The organism is Comamonas sp. C24C (genome assembly GCF_053345995.1).
The window spans coordinates 1-22,253 of the sequence record NZ_JBKFBC010000007.1 but is presented as its reverse complement, the minus strand read 5'-3'; the positions used below and the strand labels follow the sequence as shown (position 1 = coordinate 22,253).

Sequence of the window (22,253 nt, the reverse complement as noted above, 5' to 3'; positions counted from 1 at the left end):
CACGAAAGGGCTATGACTGCCCTTTTGCTGGATGGGGTGCAGTGCCCAGGCCCCCGCCTGGACACGAATCAATTCAAGCGGGTTCCATGCCCTGGCGGCGCTTGGCCGCTGCGGCCTCAGGCGAAGCCATGAAGGCCAGCAGGCGCTGCACGGCATCGGCATGGGCCGAGCCCGCCACCAGGCCGGCCGAAAACACGGTGTCGATGGCAATCGCGGCAGGCAGGCCGCCCACGATGCGGATGCCTTCGACATGGATCAGCTCGCTCAGCTGCTGAAAGCCCAGCGCCACTTCGCCCGAAGCAATCATGGAGCCCACGGGAACGCCGGGCCTGGCCTGCACGATGCGGGACTGGATCTGATCGGCAATGCCCCAGCGCTCGAACAGCTTTTGCAGCGCCACGCCGCTGGGACCGGTGGAGTAACCGATGCTGGGCGCGGCCAGCACGGCAGCGCGCACGGCCTCCTCAGAGCCGATATCGGGCTGGGCCGCATCGGCAGGCACGGCGACAGCGGTGCTGGAGAGCACCAGATCCACCTTGCTGCCTGCAACCACGCGGCCAGCGGCCTGCAGCTTGTCGATGGCGTTGGAGGCCAGGAAGACCACATCGAAGGACTCTTCACCAGACTGCACGCGCTGCGCGGCATCCACACCGCCCACGGATTCGATCTGCACCGGCTCGCCGCCCTGCTCCTGCCAGGCTGCTGCCAGATCGGCGAGGACCTGGCGGGTTGCCATGGAAGAAATGCCTTTGAGTGCTGCGCTCATGCCGAAAGACTCCTGAAGTGGATGCGGTGGCTGCCCTGCCAGATTCCGCAACCCAGCCTTCAAGGCTTTGCGAGCTACTCCCTCAAGCTGCGGCACACTGCACCGGCAGGACTGGGGCGCTCGACAGGGTTTGCGCAAGGGCAACCGTCTAGTCAAAACGAATGAGACTATTGTCGGCAGCCCCGAGCGCCCCTACTAGGCAAGCCCTCCGCTAGCAGCTATGCCAGGAAGGCATAGCAAAGTGCTTGCTCATATCACGTATAAATACCTACAAACAGAGTGTGGAGCCAATAAAGAGAAAAGGCCGAATGCTATTTTTTCAATAGCATTCGGCCATCATTGCTGTGCATAAGCAACAGTAAATTTAGTGGTTAACCCCTAATTTAGTCGCCATGGCGTCCATGTCCACGACCGTGACCATGGCCGCGCCCCCGGTCGTCACGGTCATGCCTGTCCCAGTCACGTCGGTCGTGGCGATCGCTTCTGTCCCAGTGACGATGATCGCGGCGATCATCACGCCAGTCGCGCCTGTCGTGATGGTGATGGGGCGGAGGTCCTGCACGCCAATGGGGTGGCGGATTGCGCAGGAAATAGACCGGCTGGCCGCAGGCATGGTAGCGACCGCAGTAACGGCGCCAGTTACGCGAATGGCCGGGCGGTACCCACATATAGATGGGCTGCACCTGCGGCACTACCGGGCCGCCCCACATCGGCTGGGCATAAAGCAGCTGCGGCGGCGCATTGCCGATATTGACCTGACCGTAGACCCCGGGCGCCAGCTGCCCCGAGATGGAGCCGCTGATATAGGCCTGGGCCTGGGCGGCACCCGCTGCGCAAACCAGCGCCAAGGCCGCCAGACTGCGAATGATTGAAGTGCGATTGGACATACCTCTCCATGCTCGATATAGATCACCGTGGGGCCGGCGAGATCGCGCTTCATCGCGGAAACGCTTCAGTCCTTAACGCGCCAGGGCCCATTCCCGCTGACCTGTATCAATCTCGAAGCGTAAAGAGGCGTAATGCGCGGATTCGGCTCAATCGGCTGAACGGGGCGGCCAGCCTCTTATTTGATCGCCCCGCCCCATATCTCACCGCCCACAGATGCAGCGCAAGCAAGCTCGATAGTGCCATGCGCTCAGAGCGCAATCACGAGCATGCTGGACTTGGCCCGTGAGCAACAAGGCAGGAAAACGGTGCAAGACCGTTTTTCATCATCCGTGAGGTACATGTCGCGATGCTCGGGCTCACCTTCGACCACCCTGGTCAGACAGGTACCGCACACGCCTTGCTCGCACGAGACCGGAATCTGTATACCTGCAGCGGCCAGCGCATTGACTGCCGAGACGCCCTCTGGCACCCGCACGATCCGGCCCAGACCTTGAATTTCTATGTCGAATCCGCTGGAGTCGGCCTGCGAGACCTCCGCAGCAAACAATTCGTAGTGCACGCGATCCGAAGCCCAGCCCAGGCTTTGAGCACAGCCAAGGACCGCGTCGATGAGACCTTTGGGGCCACACACATAAAGATGGGTATCGGCACCGGGATTCTCCAGCAAGGCTGCCAGATCCAGCCCGCTTTGGCCATCAAAGTGAAACTGCGCGTGTTCGCCCAGCTCTGCAGCCAATAGGCCATGGAACGCCATCCTGTCGCGGCTGCGTGCTGCGTAGTGCAGACGAAAGCCGCATCCCAGTGCCTGCAGACGACGCGCCATACCCACCATGGGGGTGATGCCGATGCCGCCAGCTATCAGCAGCGAATGTGCGGCATCCTCCCGCAGTGCAAAGTGGTTGCGCGGTGCGCTGATCCAGAGCTCGTCGCCCTGCTTTACCGCTGCGTGCATGGTGATCGACCCGCCACGACCCTGCGGACTTCTGAGGACGGCGATCTCGTAATACGCACCCCGCGTGTTCATCAACGAGTACTGACGGATAAGGCCATTGGGCAGATGCACGTCAATATGCGATCCCGGTGAGAAGTGCGGCAACGGCTGTGGCCCAGCAGCTTCCAGCCGGTAGCTGGATATTTCATCGGTTTCCGCCGTTTTCCTCGTCACCTTGACCTTGATTTTTCCCACTGTGGACTCCCCTACCTCATTGCAACACCCCCGTCAAACTGCCAACCAGCGACAGCAATCGAGGGCCGTAATTGGACTCAAGCTCGCCTTTTGCCACCTGATATGACTGCAGCACGCAATTCATGACGGCAATTTCCGTATTCGGTTCCCGGATCAAGGGAACCGCCACTGCATAAATATCAGGCCTCAAATCACCATACGAATAACAAAAGCGCTTTACTCGATATTCCGCCAAGCTACGCTCCACCGCCTCGCCAAATTTTTCCCATAGCTCGGGTGTTTTCACCTTGGCCTCATTGAGCAAGGCATCCCGCTCCACGGGAGTGCAGGCACATAAATAGGCACGACCAATTGCACTCGAAATCATCGAATGTGCCATCCCTACTTCAGCCATATTGGCTGAGTACACAGAGCGAGCCCTTGCCGTCTCCACATAAACCATTTGCATGCGCTCCCGAAAACCGAGAGACACCGAACCTTGAACCGCATTTGCAAAATCATGCATGGCGGGCCTGGCCATTTGGCGCACCCCGAGATTCGCAAGCAAAGGGTAGGCCAGGGTCAGGATCGCCGGAGCCAGCAGATAGCGGCCCGTATCCTTGTCAGAGCGCAAATAGCCCAATTGCATCAAGGTATAGGTGAAGCGGGAAACCGTCGCTTTCGGCATACCCGTCAACTCCGAAAGCTCCTTGTTGCTCAGACTTCCACGCTCCGGCGAGAAGCAACGCAGCACATCCATGCCTCTGGCAAGCGTGTAGGCGAACTGTCGATCTGAGGGATTTTTGTCGTCTTTAAGAAGATCGGTCATAGATTGACTCGCTGTGTAGAACGCTGTTTCGACATGCGAAACGAAATATATTTTTTGTTCCGATTTCAAAAACAATATATACGTATTCCGGCTTTGCCACCACCCAGTTAGGTCAAACAGAGAACACACCAATCCGACTCCGATCCCACGGAATCAAACCCATCAATAACGCGGAGCTTTCATCTTGAACCATGAAGAAAATCAGCTATTGACATCCACTCAGCCTGAAACGGGGACGGGTGAGTATTTCCGGAGATTCTGGCAACCCGTTTTGCTTTCCTGCGAACTTCCCGAGGCCGATGGCTCTCCCAGGAAAGTGAAAGTCCTTGGCGAAGACCTTTTGGCCTTTCGAGATACCGCTGGCTTTGTAGGTCTGATGGATCATGTTTGCCCGCACCGCGGCGCCAGTCTCTATTACGGCAGAAATGAAGAAGGCGGTATTCGCTGTGTATTTCATGGCCTCAAGTTTGATCGCCATGGCAAATGCATCGACATTCCGATTGCCGCTCCAGGGACCTGCCGTGAAAAGCTCGATATCAAGTCCTACCCAACCCACGAAGCGGGAGGATACATCTGGGCCTATATGGGCCCCAAGGAAGAAGCCCCCGAGTTCCCGGCCATGGAATTCACCACCGTTCCCCCGACTCATGTTTATGTTTCCAAGAAATGGCAGGACTGCAACTGGGCGCAATGCCTGGAAGGCGCCATCGACACCGCCCATTTTTCCTTTCTTCACATGGTCATTGCCAAGGACGAAGAAGAAGCACTGAGCAAGCTGCAGCACGCTGCTATCGGCGCACAATCCGCCCAGAACGCACGCATCCGCTGGGTCAAGGACGACCCGATGCCCAAATTTGAGGTACTGGAAACCGATGTAGGCCTGACGATTGGTGGCGCGCGCAAGGCCGACGACGACGATCTGTACTGGCGTATTGCCCAGTTCATGCATCCCAACCATGCTCTGGTGCCGAGTGCCTTTCCTGGAGAGAACTACCACGGTCAGACCTTTGTGCCCGTGGATGACCACTCCTGCTGGATCTACACCTACACGTGGAACCCCGATCGCCCGCTGAGCGATGAGGAAATCGCCCGCTGCAAGATGGGCCATACCGTGCACGCGCAAGTCGACGAGAACTACATTCCTCTGCGCACCAAGGGCAACGACTACCTGATTGACCGTGCCGCCCAAAAAAGCCATAGCTTCACGGGCATCGAGGGCGTCTCCGAGCAAGATGCTGCCATTCAGGACAGCCAAGGCTCGATTGCCGACCGCACCCGTGAGCACCTCTTTCCGACCGATGTGGGCGTTGCGCGCTTTCGTCGCCACATGCTGCAGGCGGTGCGTGCACTGAAGGAAACACAGCAAGCCCCCAGGGCGACAGCCCATGCCGCGTCATACAAGATGCGTTCCGGCGGCTGGGTGGCGCACAGGGACAAGAGGCTGCACGAAGTGATGGTCGAGCGCTTCGGCCACCAGCAGGGCATCGTGGCGTGAACACGATCGCCAGCAGCCTCAAGCAAAAGCTGCAATCCGGCCGACAGGTCGTCGGCCTGTTTTGCTGCACCTACAGCCCACAGATCTCCGAAGCCCTTGGCGAAATAGGTCTCGACTTTCTGCTGTTCGACAACGAGCACACGCCTAACAATGCCGTCAACCTTCATGCACAACTGTGCGCCCTCAAGGGTTGCGGCACCGAAGCCGTGCTGCGCCTGCCCATGATCGACGAGTTCACGATCAAGCTCGCGCTGGATCTGGGCGTGCGTTCGCTGATGCTCCCCAACGTCAAAACCCCGGAAGAAGTGCAGCGCCTGGTGCGCTACGCCTACTACCCGCCCCTGGGACAGCGCGGGATCGCCGGCTCGGTGCGAGCTGCCCGATACGGCAGAAACCAGCAGTACCTGCAAGAGGCCAACCAACAAACCTCACTGATCATTCAGATCGAATCGCTGCAGGGCGTGGAAAACCTCGAAGCAATTCTGCAAAGCAGCAGCCATGTCGATGCCGTTTTTCTCGGCCCGCATGATCTGGCCGCAGACATCGGCCTGCTGGGCCAGCCCCGGCATGAGCGCGTGGTGGCGCTTTGCGTCCAGGCCATACAGACCGCGACTCGCCTGGGCAAGGCCTCAGGCATTTTGTGCGCGCCCCCAGACATGGCCGTTTTCCAGGAGGCGGGAGCCCGCATGTTTGTGCCGGGCTCCGATATGGGCGTGCTGCTGAACTCCGCAGTCCAACTGCTTCAACGATTCGAAGAGCTCGCAAATAAAAGGAGATGACGATGCAATATTCCATTGAGCCGATCAACGACAGCGAGGTCTTTCTGGCAAAGGAGTTGCTGGAGCAAATGATCCGCATACGTCTGCTGGAAGAGAGGATTGCGGACCTGCGCAAAAGCGGCGAAATTCAGGGCTCCGTTCACCTGTGCATAGGCCAGGAGGCCATCTACAGCGGCTCCTGCGCTGCCCGCCAACCCGGCGATCGGGTGTTTTCCACCTATCGCGGCCATGGCTGGGCCCATGCCTGCGGCGTTCCAGCCGAAGCCATCCTGGCGGAATTGCTGGCCCGTGAGACCGGGGTATGCGCGGGCCGTGGCGGCTCTGCCTACTTCAGTGCGCCTGAATGGGGCTTTTTTGGCGAAAACTCCATCGTCGGCGCCGGTGCCCCCATAGCCTGCGGCGCCGCCTTGGCCAGCACGATGGCCAGGGACGGCAGCCTCACCATCGCCGCCTTCGGTGATGGGGCAATGAATCAAGGAGGCGTTTTCGAGGCGATGAACTTTGCCTCTTACCTGAAATTGCCAGTGATTTTTCTGTGCGAGAACAACACCTATGCCGAGCTGACACCGATTGCCGACACCGTGCGCGATGCCGCACTTTTCAAGCGTGCCCGCGCCTTCGGCATGGACGGTGTACGCATCGATGGCAACGACATCCTGGGCGTCAAGCAATGCATGGAGCATTTCGCTCAGAAGGTGCGCAATGGCCATGGGCCTGTGCTCATCGAAATGATGACGCAGCGCCTGGTGGGCCACTACATCGGCGACATGCAGAGCTACCGCACGGCCCGTGAAATTGCCGATGCCAAGCTACATGAGCCCATCGTGCGCCTGGGTCAGCGCCTGCAACTCAGCGGTGTGTCCGATGCCGAGGTTCAGAACATCCACCTCAATGCCGCCACCCATATCGACGCGGCCACCGCCAAGGCACTCAAAGCCCCCCTGGCCTCTACCGACACCGTGATGGAACACCTCTATGCAGCATGAACAAACCACATCGACCCTACAACTGAGCTACGCCAAGGCCATCAACGCTGCCTTGAACAGAGCCTTGAAGGAAATGCCTGAAACCTTGCTCTTCGGCGAGGATGTGGCCAAACCCGGTGGCGTTTTCGGGGTCACCAAGGATCTGCAAAAGGAGTTCGGCAGCGCACGGGTTTTTGACACGCCGATCAGTGAAACCGCGATGCTGGGCACCGCTGTCGGCGCTGCCATGTGTGGCCTCAGACCTATTGTCGAGATCATGTGGATCGACTTCAGCCTGGTCGCCATGGACCAGATCGTGAATCAGGCTGCCAATGTGCGCTATGTCTCGGCCGGCAAGCTGCAGGCCCCAATGACCATCCGCACGCAGCAAGGCGCCCTGCCCGGCTCCTGCGCCCAGCACTCACAGAACCTCGAGGCCATGTTTGCCCATGTGCCCGGTCTACGGGTCGGGCTGCCGGCGACCGTGCAGGATGCCTACGACATGCTGCTGACTGGCATCGCCTGCAATGACCCGAGTCTGATCATCGAGAACCGGGGGCTTTATCACACCCTGACGGAGCCGGTCACCCTGAACGGCCCGGCGCAAAGCAGCTTTGACGCTCACATCACACGCGGCGGCTGCGACCTGACCATCGTGACCTGGGGCAGCATGCTGCACCGCGTTCATGAAGCAGCGCACGCCTTGCAAGCCGAGCATGGCATCAATGCCGAGGTCATCAATGCACGCTGGTTAGCGCCTTTCGATTGGCCCACGCTGCAGCAAAGCGTGCAGAAAACCGGTCGATTGCTGATCGTCCATGAAGCCAACCTGACCGGCGGGTTCGGCGCCGAGATTGCGGCCCGCGTCCATGCCGAGTCCTTCACAGCCCTCAAGAAACCCGTGATCCGTCTGGCAACTCCGGATATTCGCATTCCCGCAGCGCCCCATCTGCAAACCGCTGTCATTCCTGATGCAGGCAGTATTTTGCAAAAAGCACGAGAACTCGTCGGTTAATTTCTCATCCTCGAAAATTAAATAATCTCAAGATCCATTCACTGATCAAAATATCTATCATAACTTGAGATCACACACATGCCATTTCTTCAGTTGCAGGCAGCATAGCCATAAAGCAATGCTTCACACCAGGGGCAACTAATAATTCAAGGCCAACATTCATATTTTTGACGGGCATTAAAAACTTATATCGGAGACAACCCATGAGATTCAACTTTAAATTCTCGTGCATCACCATTGCCACCTGCACAATTGCAATGACGGGCGTCCACGCCAGCGAGATTTATCCCAGCAAGCCGATCCGACTTATCGTACCTTACCCTCCAGGCGGATTGGCTGATACATTTTCTCGATCACTCGCCAAAAATATCAGTGACAAGCTAAAACAGCCGGTGATTATTGAAAATAAGCCGGGCGCCAATCAAGTGATCGGCGTGGAGTCTGCTTTACGAGCCCCCGCAGATGGATACACGCTTTTGCTCGGTTCCATGTCCAGCATGGCCACCAATATCGGGATCTATCGGCAATTATCTTACGCTCCGATAAAGGATTTTATTCCGGTCTCCCGATTGTTTTCATCGCCTCTCATTCTCACTGTTCGGGCCGATTCTCCTGCCTATAGCGTTGAAGATCTGGTTGCACTGGCAAGAAAGAATCCTGGTAAGACAAGCTACGCATCTCTGGGAGACGGCACAAGTCTTCATCTTGCAAGCGAGCTATTTTCACAGGCAGCCGATATCAAACTCCTGCGTGTTCCCTACAAGGGCAGCGTTCAGGCCCTCAACGATGTGATGGGCGGCAACATCACCATGATCTTCGATGCAGGATCGACAGTGATTCCACAGGTCGAGGGGAAACGACTTCGCGCACTTGCCGTGACTGGAGACAAGCCAATCCCTGCTCTACCGGGTATTCCTACGATGAAACAGGCAGGCTATCCCTCTGTCGATATCAGTGTCTGGTGGGGCCTGGTGGTTCGCAGCGGAACTCCGGAGCCCATTGTGGATACGCTCAACAAAGCCGTCAAAGCCACTCTCGCCAACCCCGACTTCGCGCAACCGTTTGTGGGCTATGGCTTGACGATCGAGTCCAGCACTCCCGAGCAATTCGGTAACTTTATGCAGGAAGAAGCGAAACGCTGGCCGGCTTTCATGACCAGGATCGGCATTCAGGCCCAGCAGTAAAGCCCGCCATGCTCAACAGAATCCAAACTGCAGATGTCGGACGAGTCAGTGAAAAGCTCCGAGCCATCCTCAACACTCCGTGCCCGTGGAGCTGCTAAACGTTACTTAGGATCCATGAGCAGACATGCTGCTGATAAGCGATTGCCCCGAAGAGAACCGTGCGCAATGAAAACTGACAGCCCAGGTAAACAGCTATTTGATCGTCTGGCCCTGCAGGCCTTTTTTCAGGATCAGGTCCACCACGGGCTGCTCGCGCTTGTTGGCGCGCATGCAGTGATCCTTCTGGAAGTGGTCTGTGACCCTGATCACCCAGCGCGCCCAGCGCTTGTTCTCGCGTTCGCGCCAGGCATGCGATGAGACGCTTTCCCAGGCATAGCCATTGAGCACTGCGGCATTGACGAAATGGTCCAGCGCGCGCACTCCGGCCCTGCCCCGCTCCGTCTTGCCGAACAGGCCGACCCAGCAAAGAATCAGCCAGCCCACGACCGCCAGCGGGACGACGGCGCACATCAACACAAAACCTGCCAGGCGCTCCTTCATGCAGCCTCTCTCTTGCGCAACTTGATACGCACTCCATTTTCGGAGCGAATCGTCAACCGCCCCACGGGCTGCGGCACATGGCCTGGTGCAGGCAGGATTTCATAGCGCTGCAGCAGGCAGGCCAGAATCAGGACCGCTTCCTGCAGGGCAAATGCAGCGCCCAGACAGACACGCGGGCCCATGCTGAAAGGCATGTAGGCATGCTTGATCGCCTCCTTGTCTTCCTCACGGTCAAAGCGATCAGGATCGAAGGCATCGGGGTTCTGCCACCATTTGCGGTGGCGTTGCAGCAGCCAGGGTGCCACCACCACCGTGCTGCGCTCCTTCAATTGCTTGCCCCGGATGGGGCAGGATTGCACGTTCTCCCGCGCAAAGAAGCCCACTGGCGGGAACAGGCGCAAGGTCTCGCGAAAAATATTCCAGACCTGCGAGAAACTCTTCATATCGGCCTGCTGCGGAAGACGATCACCGGCCACCTCCAGCACCTGCTCGTAGGCACGTTGCTGTATGTCGGGAGACTGGGACAGCAGATAGCTGGCCCAGGTCAGTGCGCTGGCAGAGGTTTCATGCCCCGCCAGAAACAGCATGGCAACCTGATTGACCAACTCTTCCTCGTTGAAAGGCTCGCCCGTATTAGGATCCTTGGCCTGCATGAAGGCGGCAAGAATATCCTCCTGCTCCTCGGCCTCGCCCCTCAGATGCGCTTCATAGCGCGGCTTGATCATGGCGTGCAGCAGGCCGCGAATCTCCGTCGCAGCCTGGTTGCTCTGCCAGCGATACCAGGGCATGGTCAGCCAGCGAACGCCGAACAAAGCCGGCAGCATGAGCTTGGGGGCAAGCGCCTGGTAGCGGGCAAAGGCGTCGAAGATGCGATGCGCATCGGGCCCCTGCAAGGGCGTGGAAAAAATCGTGCGGAAAATGATATCGGCAGTGACATGAGTCATCTCGATCTCGATGTCGTAGGGCTGCTCCTCATCCACGGCATCCAGGCGCTCCAGCATGGCTTGCGCGGCACCCAGCATGCGCGGGAACGCGACGTTCACGCGGGCCTGGGCAAACGCCGGGTTCATCATGGTGCGCTGACGCTGCCACTGCTCGCCATTGGTCGTGAAGATGCTGTCCCCCAGCAAGGGCTCCAGCGACTCGTGCAACAGATGGCTCTTGGGAAACTGCTGCGCCTCGCTCTGCATGACTCGCTTGACTTCCTGGGTGTCATTGAGCATGTAGAGATCCACGCCGGGCAGATGGACCTCGCCCATCTGCATGCTGTAGCTGCGCTCGAATAGCGCGTCCATCCAGGAGCGCCGCGCATGCCAGAACATGCGCAGCTTCGATGTCTGCTCAGGGTGGGGTTTGGGATAGGCAGGGCAGAAACGACTCATCGCACCAATTTCCTCTCTATATAGTCACGCATCGGACCGGCGCTGGTGAGCAACTCGAAATAGTCATAGGCACCGGCAACTTCGCCGGCCATCAGATACTGAAAATGCATACGCATCTTGTTCCTGCGCAACCAACGGTAGGTTGTCGGCAAAAACAGCTTGTGAAAGCGCGGGGAGCACATCGCCTGCGGGTTGAATCCCCACTGGGCCCGGCGCTTGCCGGCCTCGATAATGGGGCTGGCGGCCTGGGTTTCATCCTTGCGCCCATCCTCGCGCAATGACAAGCCCACCACATCGCACATGCCGAAGCACACGCTGTCGCTGGGGGAAGAAATATCGGCCCAGTACACCGCTTCATCCACGGCAATCTCGCGCAAGGTCTGCCGCAAGGCACCGGCGCCAGGAAACAGCCCGAACAGCGGAATGCAATTGCCCAGGGTGACCAGATTCACCAGCGGCCTGCACGAAGCATGCAAGGATAAGGGACTTTCTGCCAGTTTCCGACGAAGTGCCTGAGTCAACTTCAAAGCCTGCACGCTGCCCACGCTGAAACCGACCACCACCACTTCGCGCCAGCGCTGCTGCTGCAGGGCCTGCGCCACCTCGGCGGCCATAGTCTCGATGCGTGCATCCAGCACGGGAAAGGTTTTCCGTGAACTGACATGGGCAAAGTTCAGAATCCTCAGAAGCCAGCTGACATGCAGATAGCCATCCAGCACCAGGCCGCCCCAGCCGACGGCAGCGACTGCCGACAGCATCAGCGCGGCTGCGCCCGCTGGCGGCAAGGCATCCCAGGCGCTGACAAGCATCGAGCCCATGCCCAATCCGGCCAGCAACACCAGCAGCATGTAAAACAGCGGATACATCAGCGCCCACAGGGTAAAGCGCGCCTGCTCCCGCACAGGTTTGAGCCACTGCCTCAAGTTCCAGATCGAAACATAGGTGCCCACGGCCTGGCGGAAAACCTCTGCCCGACTTGAAGGCCAGTGCAGACGGACCTGATCATGCCAGTCGAAAAAAACAAAATCGGCGCTAGCCGAGTTTCCGGAGTCCGTCTGAGAGACTTTCCAGCGGGAATGCAGCGATTTCTCCTGGCCGTGCTCAGCCGCGCTCCATTTTTCTCTGCCGCCAATCGCGTATTTTCGATCCGCAGAAGTCACGGGCTGCTTTTGCGCCTCGGCGCGCATCAACTGGTGATAGTGCCTTGCACCGCGCGGATCAAAGCCGCCCATGAAGATCACGAGGCGCTCGCCACCCTCTCTCTTCTCGGAAGACTCGAATGAGATGTTCTTTTCGCTGCTAGTCATTGGCCCCTCCATACCAAGGCTTATTCGACAGAGGCGACCCCCTGCAGCATGGAAGACATGGCATCTTTCTGGTTGACCGGCCTGGAAACAAAGACTGGCTCCGCAGCCTCTTCGGGCCAGAGTACAGGATCCACCGACAGGCCGCCGCCCCACAGGCGCTGGGCCATCTGTCCATCCAGCGCAGCCCCGCAGTGCCAGGAAACCGCCGACAGCCGGCGATAGAAGCTGCCGTTGATCTGCGTGCACTCTATCAAGGCCTTGCGAAAGCGCGAGAGCATTTCCTGATCGGGAACCGCCTGATGGGCCCGAAACCAGAAGTCCCTCATCTTGCCCTGATAGGTCAAGCCTTCCAGGTCATACAAGGCATTGCCGCAGACCTTCACGGGAGCGCCATGGCCCAATGCCGAAAGCCCGGTCGTGCTGTTAACCAGCACCACGCCCTTGGCGCTCTTGAGCAAGGAAGGCAAGTGCTGGTCATGGATATAGAACACCTTGCCCTGCAGACCATGCCGCCGCGCCAGCAGATGAATGATGTTGGCGTAGTTTCTATGTCCGCGGTCCATGGGGTGGTGCTTGAAGACCACCACGTCCTCCGCAATCGACTTTCCACCTTCGGGCACACCATTCGTGCGCTCCAGCGCCTGGGCCCGGGAAAACGAGTGCAGCACGTGATTGATGAAATCCGTCACGAAGTCATAGTTCGAATGAACCACGATCTGGGCATCGTTATAGACCTGCAAGGGAGCCAGAAAGAATTTCTTGCGCAGATCACCGAGCAGCCGATCTTCAGTCTCTTTTTCCGTGCGCCGATACCAGAATTTGCGCAGATAGCTCAGCCACCACCAGGGAGCATCGCGCACCGTCATGCTTCGGTGATGCAGGGCGTTATTCCAGAACCACTGACCCAGCCAGGCCGCAAAAAAATACAGCATGCCCCACATGGCCGAATGCCAAAACGAGTTTCCGACCTTCTTCCACGAGTCTGTCGCCGGCCCGTTTGAATGAGAACGCGGCAGCACGTCTTCATGCTGCGTCCTTTGTTTCAGCCATATGGCCAGTCGCTTTTCGAAATGCGAATGCCCGTTGACACCCATGGGCTCAAAGGTGATGTGATCGGGCCGCAGATAGCCTTCTTCAAAGACCCCGAAGGCGCAGCCCAGACGCTCGGTCATGGAGCGCACGCAGGCATGGATGGGCCTGCAATCGCCGAACAGCAGCACGGCATCTATCCGATGCCTGATGATGAAGGCCTCCAGCACCTCAGGCCACTGCGTCAGTTCTCCGCGAAACGAATGCGCCTTGCGCGGGTAGAACAGCCAATCCCCGGCATTGAAGTTGAATTTGAAGACAGTCGCCCCCACCGAGCGCAAGTCCTTGGCCAGGTTCCAGAAAAAAGGCCCTACCGGGCCTTGCAGCAACAAAACACGTTTAGACGCAAATCCACTCTTGTTCTTCATGCGTATGGGACTGCGGGCTGTCAGGCCGCTTGGTATTTCTATGGAGGCGTCATGAGCATGACCCCTGTATTTTAGGGGTTTCACCGGAAGACGCCCGCGCACATCACTGCACGATGACAACAAATCGATGAAAAATAATTGCAAAAAAAGGTAAGTGTCACCAGTCCGACAAAATCGACCGCAGCAGCACCCTGGTTTTGCGCCATTGCCGCCGCAGCCAGCCAGACTTCAAGCCTTGCAAACCGCCAGACTGCTCCAGCGCCGTGCGCTGTTCCAGCAAGCGCCTAAGCACCGCCTCGCAGCTGGTATAGCCCCTGAGCACCGGATCCCAGTACAGGGGGTAATGCAGCAGCGCCCCCGCAACCAGCTCATCCAGTGACAGCGTGCGGCTTCGGCGCGGCACGGGCAAGTGATCCTGTGTCAGCCCCCAGCCTGCGTAGAACGGGCGCCCGTGCACCACTACCTGCTTGCCGCGCAGCAAGGCATCAAAGCCCGTCAACGAGGTCATGGTTACCACCACATCGCAGGCATCGATACAGCTGACCACCGACGCACCCTGTTCAATGTGGTCGGCATGCAGCAAGGCCAGGGCCGGCTCGACATGGCCTTTGCGATTGCCGCTGCTCACATCGGGATGCGGCTTGAAGACAATGAAAGCATCCGGAAACGCTGTGCGCGCTGCCTGAATCAGACCCAGATTCGTGCAGACGCCGTCGGCATCGCAGCCAAAGCGAATGGAGGCATCGTCCTCCACCTGACCCGGCACCAGCACCACCTGCCGACTGGCCTGCGGACCATCCGAGCTGAACCAGTCCACTGGGCGATTGGGCTCCAGGTTGTACTTGGTGATGCCGTGCTCGACGATGAAGGCGCGCACATTTTGTGCACGCTCTAGATCCTGCACCGTGAATGCCCTGGTGTTGAGCAAATCCTCCAGCTCCGAAGGCTGACCCGGGTCGAAATAAATCCCTTTGGCATCCAGCACAAAGGACTGCGGCGGAATCAGGTCGGAGCCCAGACCCACCGATCGGACAAAGCCATCCTCCATGCGCAGCAGACGCACGCCAGCGGCATCCGCCAATTCCTGTACACCTACTGGCGGCATCCGCCCCCAGCAGATCAGGCAATCATCACTTGCGGGCTTCAGCGCGGCTGCGGCTGCTGCGTTGCGTGCATGGACCACTCGCTTTGCGTGCAAGGAAAGCATCTGCCGAAAATTCCAGGCACGCCAGCGCGGAAAACCGACACAAATCATGCGCCCCGAGAAACGACGAGCCATCTCCCGCTGCCTTTCCAGCCAGACCGTCACATCTGCGATGGAGCCCAACTGCCTTGTTTCAGGATTCAGATATCGGGTGTAGTGCATATAGCCAGCAGCAAACAACTCGTCCACCGAGCGCCTGCGGCCAGCGCGGCGCAGCATGGCGACATGCTGCGGCTGGCGATCATCCGTCACTCCCCAGCCCGAATACCAGGGCACGCCAAAGCAGACCACCGGCTTGCTGGCAAGCAAGGCCTCAAAACCCATGGTCGAGCTGACCACATAGACCTTGTCCATCTGAGCAATCAGGCTCATCGGGTTGACGGCGTCGCGCAGTACCACCGTACGGGCATCGGGCTGCACACCCGTCAGGTAGCCACCCTTGCGGCCCGAAGTCACTTCGGGGTGGGTCTTGGCATAGACAGTGGCCTGCGGGTTCTCGTCCAGCGCTGCCGCCAACATGGCTTCAAACGTAGCGGCATCCGCCCCGCCCTTTACCACGCTCATATCGCCCGCAGTCTGGTCCACCACCAGAACCCGCTGAACATCATCAGCGCGCAGTACACCTGCAGGCAGATCCGGTGCATGGTTGTATTTGCTGAGGCCCGCTGAAAGCAGCCTCTCGCGGGCCTGCCGCACCAGCGCGGCATCTGATGTCAGCACATCGGCAGCGCTGCTCAGCAGGTGCTCCAATGCACTGGGTCGCGTGCAATCGTAGTAAATGCCTGCATCATCAACCACCAGCGACAACGGCGGAAAATGCTCTCCTGTCCCGAAGGAGCGCAGAAAGCCATCTTCCAGCGCCACATAAGGCAAACCATGCTTGCCGGCATAGGCCACAGCCTTCCGAGTGGTAGGACGTAGACCCCAGCCGGCTACCACATCAACCGGGGCGGCGCTCCACGCGCGCAAGCGCACTGGCGTCGCCTTAAGCAACACCGCAAGCAGAGGAAGACGAAGTATTCCTCTCGAAAAAATACCCAGCCGGGAGTCTTGGTAGTTGCCGCGCATCACGAAATCGCCGCCGCACTCTCTTCAGGCCCCGACTCCAACTTCCTTAACCCGCTCTCGCCCCATTGCACCACCAATGCACGCTCCTTCATCCACTGATGGCGGCCATCAGCTTTATGGTCTGCCAATGCCAAGTGATAGGAGCCCAAACCTGCCCACTCACCAATACCAGCGATCGCAATGCCGCTCCATGACTCATTCATGTCAAACAACCACTGCAACAGCAAAACACCTGCGCTAGGTGGTGCCTGCAAGCGAAACACCAATTTCCGCCACACTGGCAGAGGCACAGTCAACACCTTGGTGCCGCCTTCCAACAATGGCTTCAACAGAGTCCAACGACGTAATGTGTAACGCACGTCGGGCCCGGCCATCACAACCCAATGAACACCTTCAGGTACAGGTCCCTGATACCCTGGGGACAATACCCACACATGGGTGCACACTCCCACACTCTGAGCCAGTGCATCTTCGCGGGGGAACTGATTGAAACGGATTACCGCAGCATGAGAATCAATCGCCAATCCCAAATGCTGACTACGAAGGCTTCCTGCATTGCCCACCACGCAGATGCCTTTTGCTTTGCGTTGAAGTTGCAGCCACTGAATAAACTCAGTACGCCATTGCGCCTGTAAAGAGTCCACCTCACCAAGATGCGCCTGTTCCGCATCTGCGGCATATCTGGCCAATGCGGGAGGAAGGGCTTGTTTTCCTTTGAATCGAAACGCCAAGCTTGGCACCAATTCCGGTAAAAACTCAGCGACCAAACGCAGAACACCTTGGCGGCCCACTGCCCCCATACGTGGAAGTTCGTCCAACAACTCATGTATCCAGCGTCTTGGCGGTACACGCCCCAGGTCGCGCAAGAACTGCACATACCCCAGCATCATCCATGGGTAAGCCAAAGAACCGCCATATCTCACTGCCTGGGCATAAAGCTCTAAGGTCTGCCGGTCATAGAGACCCAAGCCACGACGCTTGCGAGCCTTGAAAAAGGCGCTCCATGCAGATAGCCTCATGCCTGCACCTGCTCCAGCGCGAACGCCTGCCAGGTGCTACTGGTCCTCATGACATCGGCCAACGGCAACACGCGCTCGCGCAATCCCTCTGACTGAGCATTCAAAGCTTCATCATTCCCCAACAAATATTCCAGATGCTCCTCAAAGTCCTTGTCAGAGCTAGCACGTAAGGCTCCTGCTCCTTCAAAGCGAATGGCATCAGGCAAGTTCGAGCACACCGTAGGTACGTTCCACCACGCGGCCTCCATCACCTTCAACGCCGACTTGCAGCGGGTAAAGGGCGAGTCCTCCAATGGAGCAAGATTGATCGCAGCACCTTCAAAGCAATGGTGATACTGCTCAAACGGCAATTTCGCCTGGTGCATCAACTGATCTTTCCGAGCATTCAATGCGAAATTCAGGGGGCCTGTCACCCTCAACTGCGCATCTGCATGCCGGTGCAGCACTCTTTCCAGCGCAGGTACCAGCTTCGCGAAATCCCGATCGTGGCTACGTGTCCCTGGCAAATACGTCATAACCTTGGCAGAAGACCTAGGTATGAGCGGCGGCAAATCCCTCCAGTTGTGATGCACGGCATTCGGCACCACGGCTACCTTTGTCCCGGGCAAGACTCGACGCACTTCCTCTGCCAAAGGAGTTGTTGAAACGGAAATACCATCCATACAACTCAAAGCTTCCAGGTGCGCCGCAAATTGCCTTTGTGTCGTGGCCAGATCAACCAAACCGTTTACAACGCCTGGGCTATAGACAGCCTGGGCAGGGTCCATGATCAAGTCATCCACATCGGCCAGCACTTTGGTGCCTCTGTGCCGTAGCCAGGTCAATGTTGCTTTGAAGCGCCAAGTGGCCCTGGGTCTGTGCAATACGAGCACGTCCCAGCGCTGCGTCCATGGCAGTGCCGATAAATGGCCGCTCCAGACCTCATGCTCCAAAGCCTTGATACCGTGGGCAAGATTCATGCAACGATAAACAAAAGATGGATCCTGCAAATAGCGGTCAGCCCGCTTATTGCATGCCACGAACGCAACGCGCGCCATTCAAAACTCCACTGAATTGGGTCAGGCCCGGCAGTACGCCAGCAACCCTGCCGTGGAAGCATCGAGCCCAGACAGATTGCCGGAATCAATACGCGTGCGCAAATCCTTGGCCAGCGTCTTGCCCAACTCCACCCCCCACTGGTCAAAGCTGTTGATGCCCCATACCGTGCCTGCCACAAATACGCGGTGCTCATGCAGAGCCAGCAAGGCTCCTAGCGACTCGGGAGTCAATGCATCCAGCAACATGAAGGTGCTGGGGCGATTGCCCGGAAAGTCCTGATGACCGGCCAGTTGCCCAGGCCCGGCCTTGCTTCCCTGCATCAACGCCTGTGCCTGTGCCAGGGCATTGGCCAGCAAGGCCTCCTGGTGCTCCGGCAAGCCATGGGCCGCCGTGCGAGCGGCAATGAACTCCACCGGAATACTCTGGGTTCCCTGGTGCAGCCACTGAAAGAACGCATGCTGACCATTGCTGCCAGGTTCACCCCACACCATGCCGGTCGTTGGATAGCCCACAGGCGTGCCATCTGCACGCACCTGCTTGCCATTGCTCTCCATCTCCAGCTGCTGCAGATAAGCCGGCAGTCGGCGCAAACCATGGTGATATGGAGCAACACAACGCCCCGGCATACGCAAAAAGCTGCCATACCACACATCCTGCAAACCAAGCCATACCGGCGCGTTGCGCTCCAGTGGCGCCTGGGCAAAGTGCGCGTCCATCTCCGCTGCACCAGCCTGCAAACGCTCGAAAACCGCCGGTCCAACGGCCAGAGCCACCGGCAATCCCACTGCAGACCAGATGGAAAAACGCCCGCCAATCCCCTCCGGGATATGCAGGGTCTGGGTGAAGCCGCTCTGCCGAGCAAGGTCCTCACGCGAAGACACTGCGACAAAATGATCGGGCCAATGCAGGTCGCCCGCGGCGCATACCCAGGCCTTGGCCGATGCCATATTGCGCTGCGTCTCGGCCGTGGACCAGGACTTGGAAGCCACGACGAACAATGTCCGCTCGGGCTCCAGCCCTTGAAGCGCCTGATGCAGATCATGTCCATCCATATTGGACACCACATGCACACGCGGCCCGCCTACACACCAGGGTTGCAGTGCCTGCAGCAACAGTTCAGGCCCCAGGCCCGAGCCACCAATGCCGATATGCACCACATCCGTAAAACGGGCCTGTTCGCGCAACTGCTGCGCCAAAGCATGCATGGCGCGCAGGCCCACATGGCATTCTTCCTCTGACATGGAGCAGCCCTGCGGTGCCAAAGGAGCCCGCAAACGCACATGCAAGGCCGGACGCTGCTCTGTTTCGTTCACCACAGCCCCGTCATACAAGGCATCGCGCCGCTGTGCCAAACCGGCCTCCCTGGCCAATTGCAGCAAGGCCTCCAGCACAGCCTCATCCCAGAAGGATTTGGAGCAATCCAGCAAAACATGAGGTGCCTGCAGGCTCAGATGTTCAAATCGAGACACCTGTCCCAGCGCGCTGAGCAAACTCAGTTCAGTCCCGCAATTGCCGGCTAAGACCTGCAGTTTTTCCCAGACACCAGGTCGCGCTGCCTCATCAATGGCTTTCATTTTCACTCTCCCTGCTCACAGCGCACCATGGCTTTTTCGAAAAGCTTTTCAGCACACATTCACAAAATAAAAAATAAATAAAAAGACTTCCAGTCCCTGTTCATAAAGGATCAGAAGCTTTTCTGAATAGTTAGACCTTCAACGACTGCAGCAGTTGCTCAAACTGCTCACCCACCTCAGGGTGCTTGCGTGCCATGGCCAAGGTGGCCTCCAGGTAGCCGATCTTGGAGCCGCAGTCATAGCGCTTGCCTTGATAGCGATAGGCCAGCACCTGCTCTTCCTTCATCAGCGCAGCAATCCCGTCAGTGAGCTGGATCTCTCCACCGGCGCCCTTACCCAGGCGGGCCAGATGATGGAAGATGCGCGGCGTAAGCACATAGCGCCCCACCACGGCCAGGGTGGAAGGCGCTTCTTCAGGCTTTGGCTTTTCCACAATCGCGTGCACGGCCTCCAAGTCTTCCTTGAGCAGCTTACTGTCCACGATGCCATAGCTGCGCGTGTCTTCGCGCGACACTTGCTGCACGCCCAGCACCGAGCACTTGTACTAGTCGTACACATCCACCATCTGGCGCATCACCGCCGGCTCGCCATCCAGCAAATCATCGGCCAGCAACACGGCAAACGGCTCATTGCCCACTACAGGCTGTGCACACAGCACGGCATGACCGAGACCCAAGGCCTCGGCTTGGCGGATGAAGACGCACTTCATGTCCGCGGGCATCAGGCTTCGCACATAGTTGAGCATCTCGGTCTTGCCGCGACGCTCCAGCTCATTTTCCAGCTCGTAAGCCTTGTCGAAATGGTCTTCGATGCTGCGCTTGCTGCGGCCAGTCACAAACACCATTTCCTTGATGCCTGCTGCCAAGGCCTCTTCCACCGCATACTGAATCAGCGGCTTATCCACCACAGGCAGCATCTCCTTGGGGCTGGCCTTGGTGGCAGGCAAAAAACGGGTCCCCATACCCGCGACCGGGAATACGGCTTTTCTTACCTTCATCTTCACGCGTCTTTCAATGTCAAAAATTAGTCTCAGGAATCACCGCCAAACAAATCGCGCGTATAAATTTTTTGCGGCACATCTGCCAGCTCATCCACAACACGATTGGCCACGATCACATCGGAAATCCGCTTGAACTCCGCCAAATCCTTGACAACGCGGGAGTGAAAGAAATCAGGAGCATCGAGCACAGGCTCGTACACCACCACTTCGACACCCTTGGCCTTGAGACGCTTCATCACCCCCTGGACGGAAGAAGCACGGAAATTGTCCGAGCCAGCCTTCATCACCAGGCGATAGATACCGACCACCTTAGGATTGCGCTTCAGAATATCCTCCGCAACAAAATCCTTGCGGGTTCGGTTCGACTCCACAATCGCATGCATCAGGCTCTGCGGAACATCGGCATAGTTGGCCAGCAACTGCTTGGTGTCCTTGGGAAGGCAGTAACCGCCGTAGCCAAATGATGGGTTGTTGTAGTGCCCGCCAATGCGTGAGTCGAGACTGACCCCTTCAATGATCTGGCGCGTATCCAGCCCATGCACGGCCGCATAGGTATCCAGTTCATTGAAATACGCGACGCGCATCGCCAGATAGGTATTGGCAAACAGCTTGATGGCCTCGGCCTCGGTGCTGTCCGTCAGCAAGACCTGCACATCCTTTTTGATGGCGCCCTCGCACAGCAGATCGGCAAACTGCTGACCGCGCTCGGAACGCTCCCCAACCACAATGCGGCTGGGATGCAGGTTGTCATACAGGGCCTTGCCTTCACGCAAAAACTCTGGCGAGAAAACAATGTTCTCACTACCCAGTTGCTCCTTCAGGCGCTTGGTAAAGCCGACAGGTACCGTCGACTTGATCACCATCACCGCATCCGGATTGATGGCCATCACCTCTCGTGCCACCGACTCCACCGACTTGGTATTGAAGTATTGCGTCTGCGGGTCGTAATCCGTAGGCGTGGCGATGATGACAAAATCCGCACCAATATAGGCATCCTGCTTATTCAGAGTAGCGCGGAAGTTCAGTTTCTTTTCCGCCAGGAAACTCTGAATTTCGGCATCCACAATGGGAGACTTCCTGTCATTGAGCAGATCTACTTTACGCTCGTCAATATCAAGCGCCACCACTTCATGGTGCTGTGCCAGCAACATGGCATTGGAGAGGCCTACGTAACCTGTTCCCGCAATCGCAATCTTGTTCATTTTTTCAATCCTTTTCAAACACCTCGGCCTGCTTGAATGCGGGCTGATTCCTGTCCTTTTCCGACAAGGAAAACTCGATATCGAGCTGGGGCCATGTGATGCCGATGTCGGGGTCGTTCCAGAGCAGGCCCCGATCCGACTCGGGCGCGTAATAGGCCGTGGTCTTGTAGACAAAGTCCGCCGTGTCGCTGAGCACCACAAAGCCGTGGGCAAAGCCCGGTGGAATCCAGAGCTGGTGGTGATTCTCGGCACTCAGCTCCGCTCCCACCCATTGGCCAAAGGTTGGCGAGCTGCGACGGATATCCACGGCCACATCAAACACCGCACCCGAGATCACACGCACCAGCTTGCCCTGGGCATGGGGTGGCAGCTGGTA

At 58.1% G+C, this 22,253-nt stretch carries 19 protein-coding genes and 1 pseudogene; 5 read left to right on the top strand and 15 right to left on the bottom strand.

Going from position 1 to position 22,253, the window contains the following annotated elements:
- Nucleotides 1-73: 73 nt before the first annotated feature.
- From ACLBXN_RS13955 to ACLBXN_RS13940, 4 genes are all read right to left on the bottom strand, one after another.
- The gene (locus ACLBXN_RS13955) at nucleotides 74-766 is read right to left on the bottom strand and encodes a substrate-binding domain-containing protein (RefSeq protein WP_447612510.1); all 693 of its coding nucleotides are present in this window, start codon (nucleotides 764-766) and stop codon (nucleotides 74-76) included.
- A gap of 383 nt (nucleotides 767-1,149) precedes the next feature.
- Nucleotides 1,150-1,653: a hypothetical protein gene (locus ACLBXN_RS13950; protein ID WP_447612509.1), complete on the bottom strand. Its 504-nt coding sequence runs from the start codon at nucleotides 1,651-1,653 to the stop codon at nucleotides 1,150-1,152.
- A 248-nt stretch (nucleotides 1,654-1,901) separates the two neighbouring features.
- A complete protein-coding gene (locus ACLBXN_RS13945; RefSeq protein WP_407713305.1) occupies nucleotides 1,902-2,840 on the bottom strand; it encodes a PDR/VanB family oxidoreductase in 939 nt (312 codons plus the stop codon).
- 16 nt (nucleotides 2,841-2,856) lie between these two features.
- On the bottom strand, nucleotides 2,857-3,648 hold the full coding sequence (locus ACLBXN_RS13940; RefSeq protein WP_447612508.1) for an IclR family transcriptional regulator: 792 nt from the start codon (nucleotides 3,646-3,648) through the stop codon (nucleotides 2,857-2,859).
- A 184-nt stretch (nucleotides 3,649-3,832) separates the two neighbouring features.
- On the opposite strand from ACLBXN_RS13940, the gene ACLBXN_RS13935 reads away from it, so the two are divergent.
- The 5 genes from ACLBXN_RS13935 (at nucleotide 3,833) to ACLBXN_RS13915 (ending at nucleotide 9,086) form a co-directional block, all read left to right on the top strand.
- The gene (locus ACLBXN_RS13935; protein ID WP_447612507.1) at nucleotides 3,833-5,143 is read left to right on the top strand and encodes a Rieske 2Fe-2S domain-containing protein; all 1,311 of its coding nucleotides are present in this window, start codon (nucleotides 3,833-3,835) and stop codon (nucleotides 5,141-5,143) included.
- Entirely contained in the window at nucleotides 5,140-5,922 is a 783-nt protein-coding gene (locus ACLBXN_RS13930) for an HpcH/HpaI aldolase family protein (RefSeq protein ID WP_343677664.1), read from the top strand. The genes ACLBXN_RS13935 and ACLBXN_RS13930 overlap by 4 nt, the downstream gene beginning before the upstream one ends.
- Nucleotides 5,923-5,924: 2 nt before the next feature.
- Complete coding sequence (locus ACLBXN_RS13925; protein ID WP_447612506.1) at nucleotides 5,925-6,908, top strand: thiamine pyrophosphate-dependent dehydrogenase E1 component subunit alpha; 984 nt, start codon at nucleotides 5,925-5,927, stop codon at nucleotides 6,906-6,908.
- Entirely contained in the window at nucleotides 6,898-7,902 is a 1,005-nt protein-coding gene (locus tag ACLBXN_RS13920) for an alpha-ketoacid dehydrogenase subunit beta (RefSeq protein ID WP_447612505.1), read from the top strand. Before ACLBXN_RS13925 ends, ACLBXN_RS13920 begins: the two co-directional genes overlap by 11 nt.
- Before the next feature lie 203 nt (nucleotides 7,903-8,105).
- The gene (locus tag ACLBXN_RS13915; protein ID WP_447612504.1) at nucleotides 8,106-9,086 is read left to right on the top strand and encodes a Bug family tripartite tricarboxylate transporter substrate binding protein; all 981 of its coding nucleotides are present in this window, start codon (nucleotides 8,106-8,108) and stop codon (nucleotides 9,084-9,086) included.
- A gap of 192 nt (nucleotides 9,087-9,278) precedes the next feature.
- Here ACLBXN_RS13915 and ACLBXN_RS13910 read toward each other — a convergent pair whose 3' ends face one another.
- From ACLBXN_RS13910 to rfbC, 11 genes and pseudogenes are all read right to left on the bottom strand, one after another.
- Complete coding sequence (locus tag ACLBXN_RS13910; RefSeq protein ID WP_003054158.1) at nucleotides 9,279-9,626, bottom strand: hypothetical protein; 348 nt, start codon at nucleotides 9,624-9,626, stop codon at nucleotides 9,279-9,281.
- Nucleotides 9,623-11,008 (bottom strand): cytochrome P450, encoded by a 1,386-nt coding sequence (locus ACLBXN_RS13905; RefSeq protein WP_447612503.1) that lies wholly within the window; start codon nucleotides 11,006-11,008, stop codon nucleotides 9,623-9,625. Before ACLBXN_RS13905 ends, ACLBXN_RS13910 begins: the two co-directional genes overlap by 4 nt.
- Complete coding sequence (locus ACLBXN_RS13900; RefSeq protein ID WP_447612703.1) at nucleotides 11,005-12,195, bottom strand: hypothetical protein; 1,191 nt, start codon at nucleotides 12,193-12,195, stop codon at nucleotides 11,005-11,007. Before ACLBXN_RS13900 ends, ACLBXN_RS13905 begins: the two co-directional genes overlap by 4 nt.
- Nucleotides 12,196-12,335: 140 nt before the next feature.
- Nucleotides 12,336-13,772 (bottom strand): capsule biosynthesis protein, encoded by a 1,437-nt coding sequence (locus tag ACLBXN_RS13895; RefSeq protein ID WP_447612502.1) that lies wholly within the window; start codon nucleotides 13,770-13,772, stop codon nucleotides 12,336-12,338.
- A 157-nt stretch (nucleotides 13,773-13,929) separates the two neighbouring features.
- Nucleotides 13,930-15,951 carry a capsular polysaccharide biosynthesis protein gene (locus tag ACLBXN_RS13890; RefSeq protein ID WP_447612501.1) on the bottom strand — a complete coding sequence of 674 codons (2,022 nt, stop codon included), beginning with the start codon at nucleotides 15,949-15,951 and terminating at the stop codon, nucleotides 13,930-13,932.
- Nucleotides 15,952-16,043: 92 nt separating this feature from the next.
- Entirely contained in the window at nucleotides 16,044-17,063 is a 1,020-nt protein-coding gene (locus ACLBXN_RS13885) for a glycosyltransferase family 29 protein (RefSeq protein ID WP_447612500.1), read from the bottom strand.
- On the bottom strand, nucleotides 17,060-18,100 hold the full coding sequence (locus tag ACLBXN_RS13880; RefSeq protein WP_447612499.1) for a glycosyltransferase family protein: 1,041 nt from the start codon (nucleotides 18,098-18,100) through the stop codon (nucleotides 17,060-17,062). The genes ACLBXN_RS13885 and ACLBXN_RS13880 overlap by 4 nt, the downstream gene beginning before the upstream one ends.
- A gap of 21 nt (nucleotides 18,101-18,121) precedes the next feature.
- Nucleotides 18,122-19,675: a glucose-6-phosphate isomerase gene (pgi, locus tag ACLBXN_RS13875; RefSeq protein WP_447612498.1), complete on the bottom strand. Its 1,554-nt coding sequence runs from the start codon at nucleotides 19,673-19,675 to the stop codon at nucleotides 18,122-18,124.
- 130 nt (nucleotides 19,676-19,805) lie between these two features.
- Nucleotides 19,806-20,672, bottom strand: a pseudogene (gene galU / locus ACLBXN_RS13870) (UTP--glucose-1-phosphate uridylyltransferase GalU).
- A 32-nt stretch (nucleotides 20,673-20,704) separates the two neighbouring features.
- Nucleotides 20,705-21,877: a nucleotide sugar dehydrogenase gene (locus tag ACLBXN_RS13865; protein WP_447612497.1), complete on the bottom strand. Its 1,173-nt coding sequence runs from the start codon at nucleotides 21,875-21,877 to the stop codon at nucleotides 20,705-20,707.
- 4 nt (nucleotides 21,878-21,881) lie between these two features.
- A partial coding sequence (rfbC, locus tag ACLBXN_RS13860; protein ID WP_447612496.1) for a dTDP-4-dehydrorhamnose 3,5-epimerase occupies nucleotides 21,882-22,253 on the bottom strand: 372 nt, incomplete at its 5' end.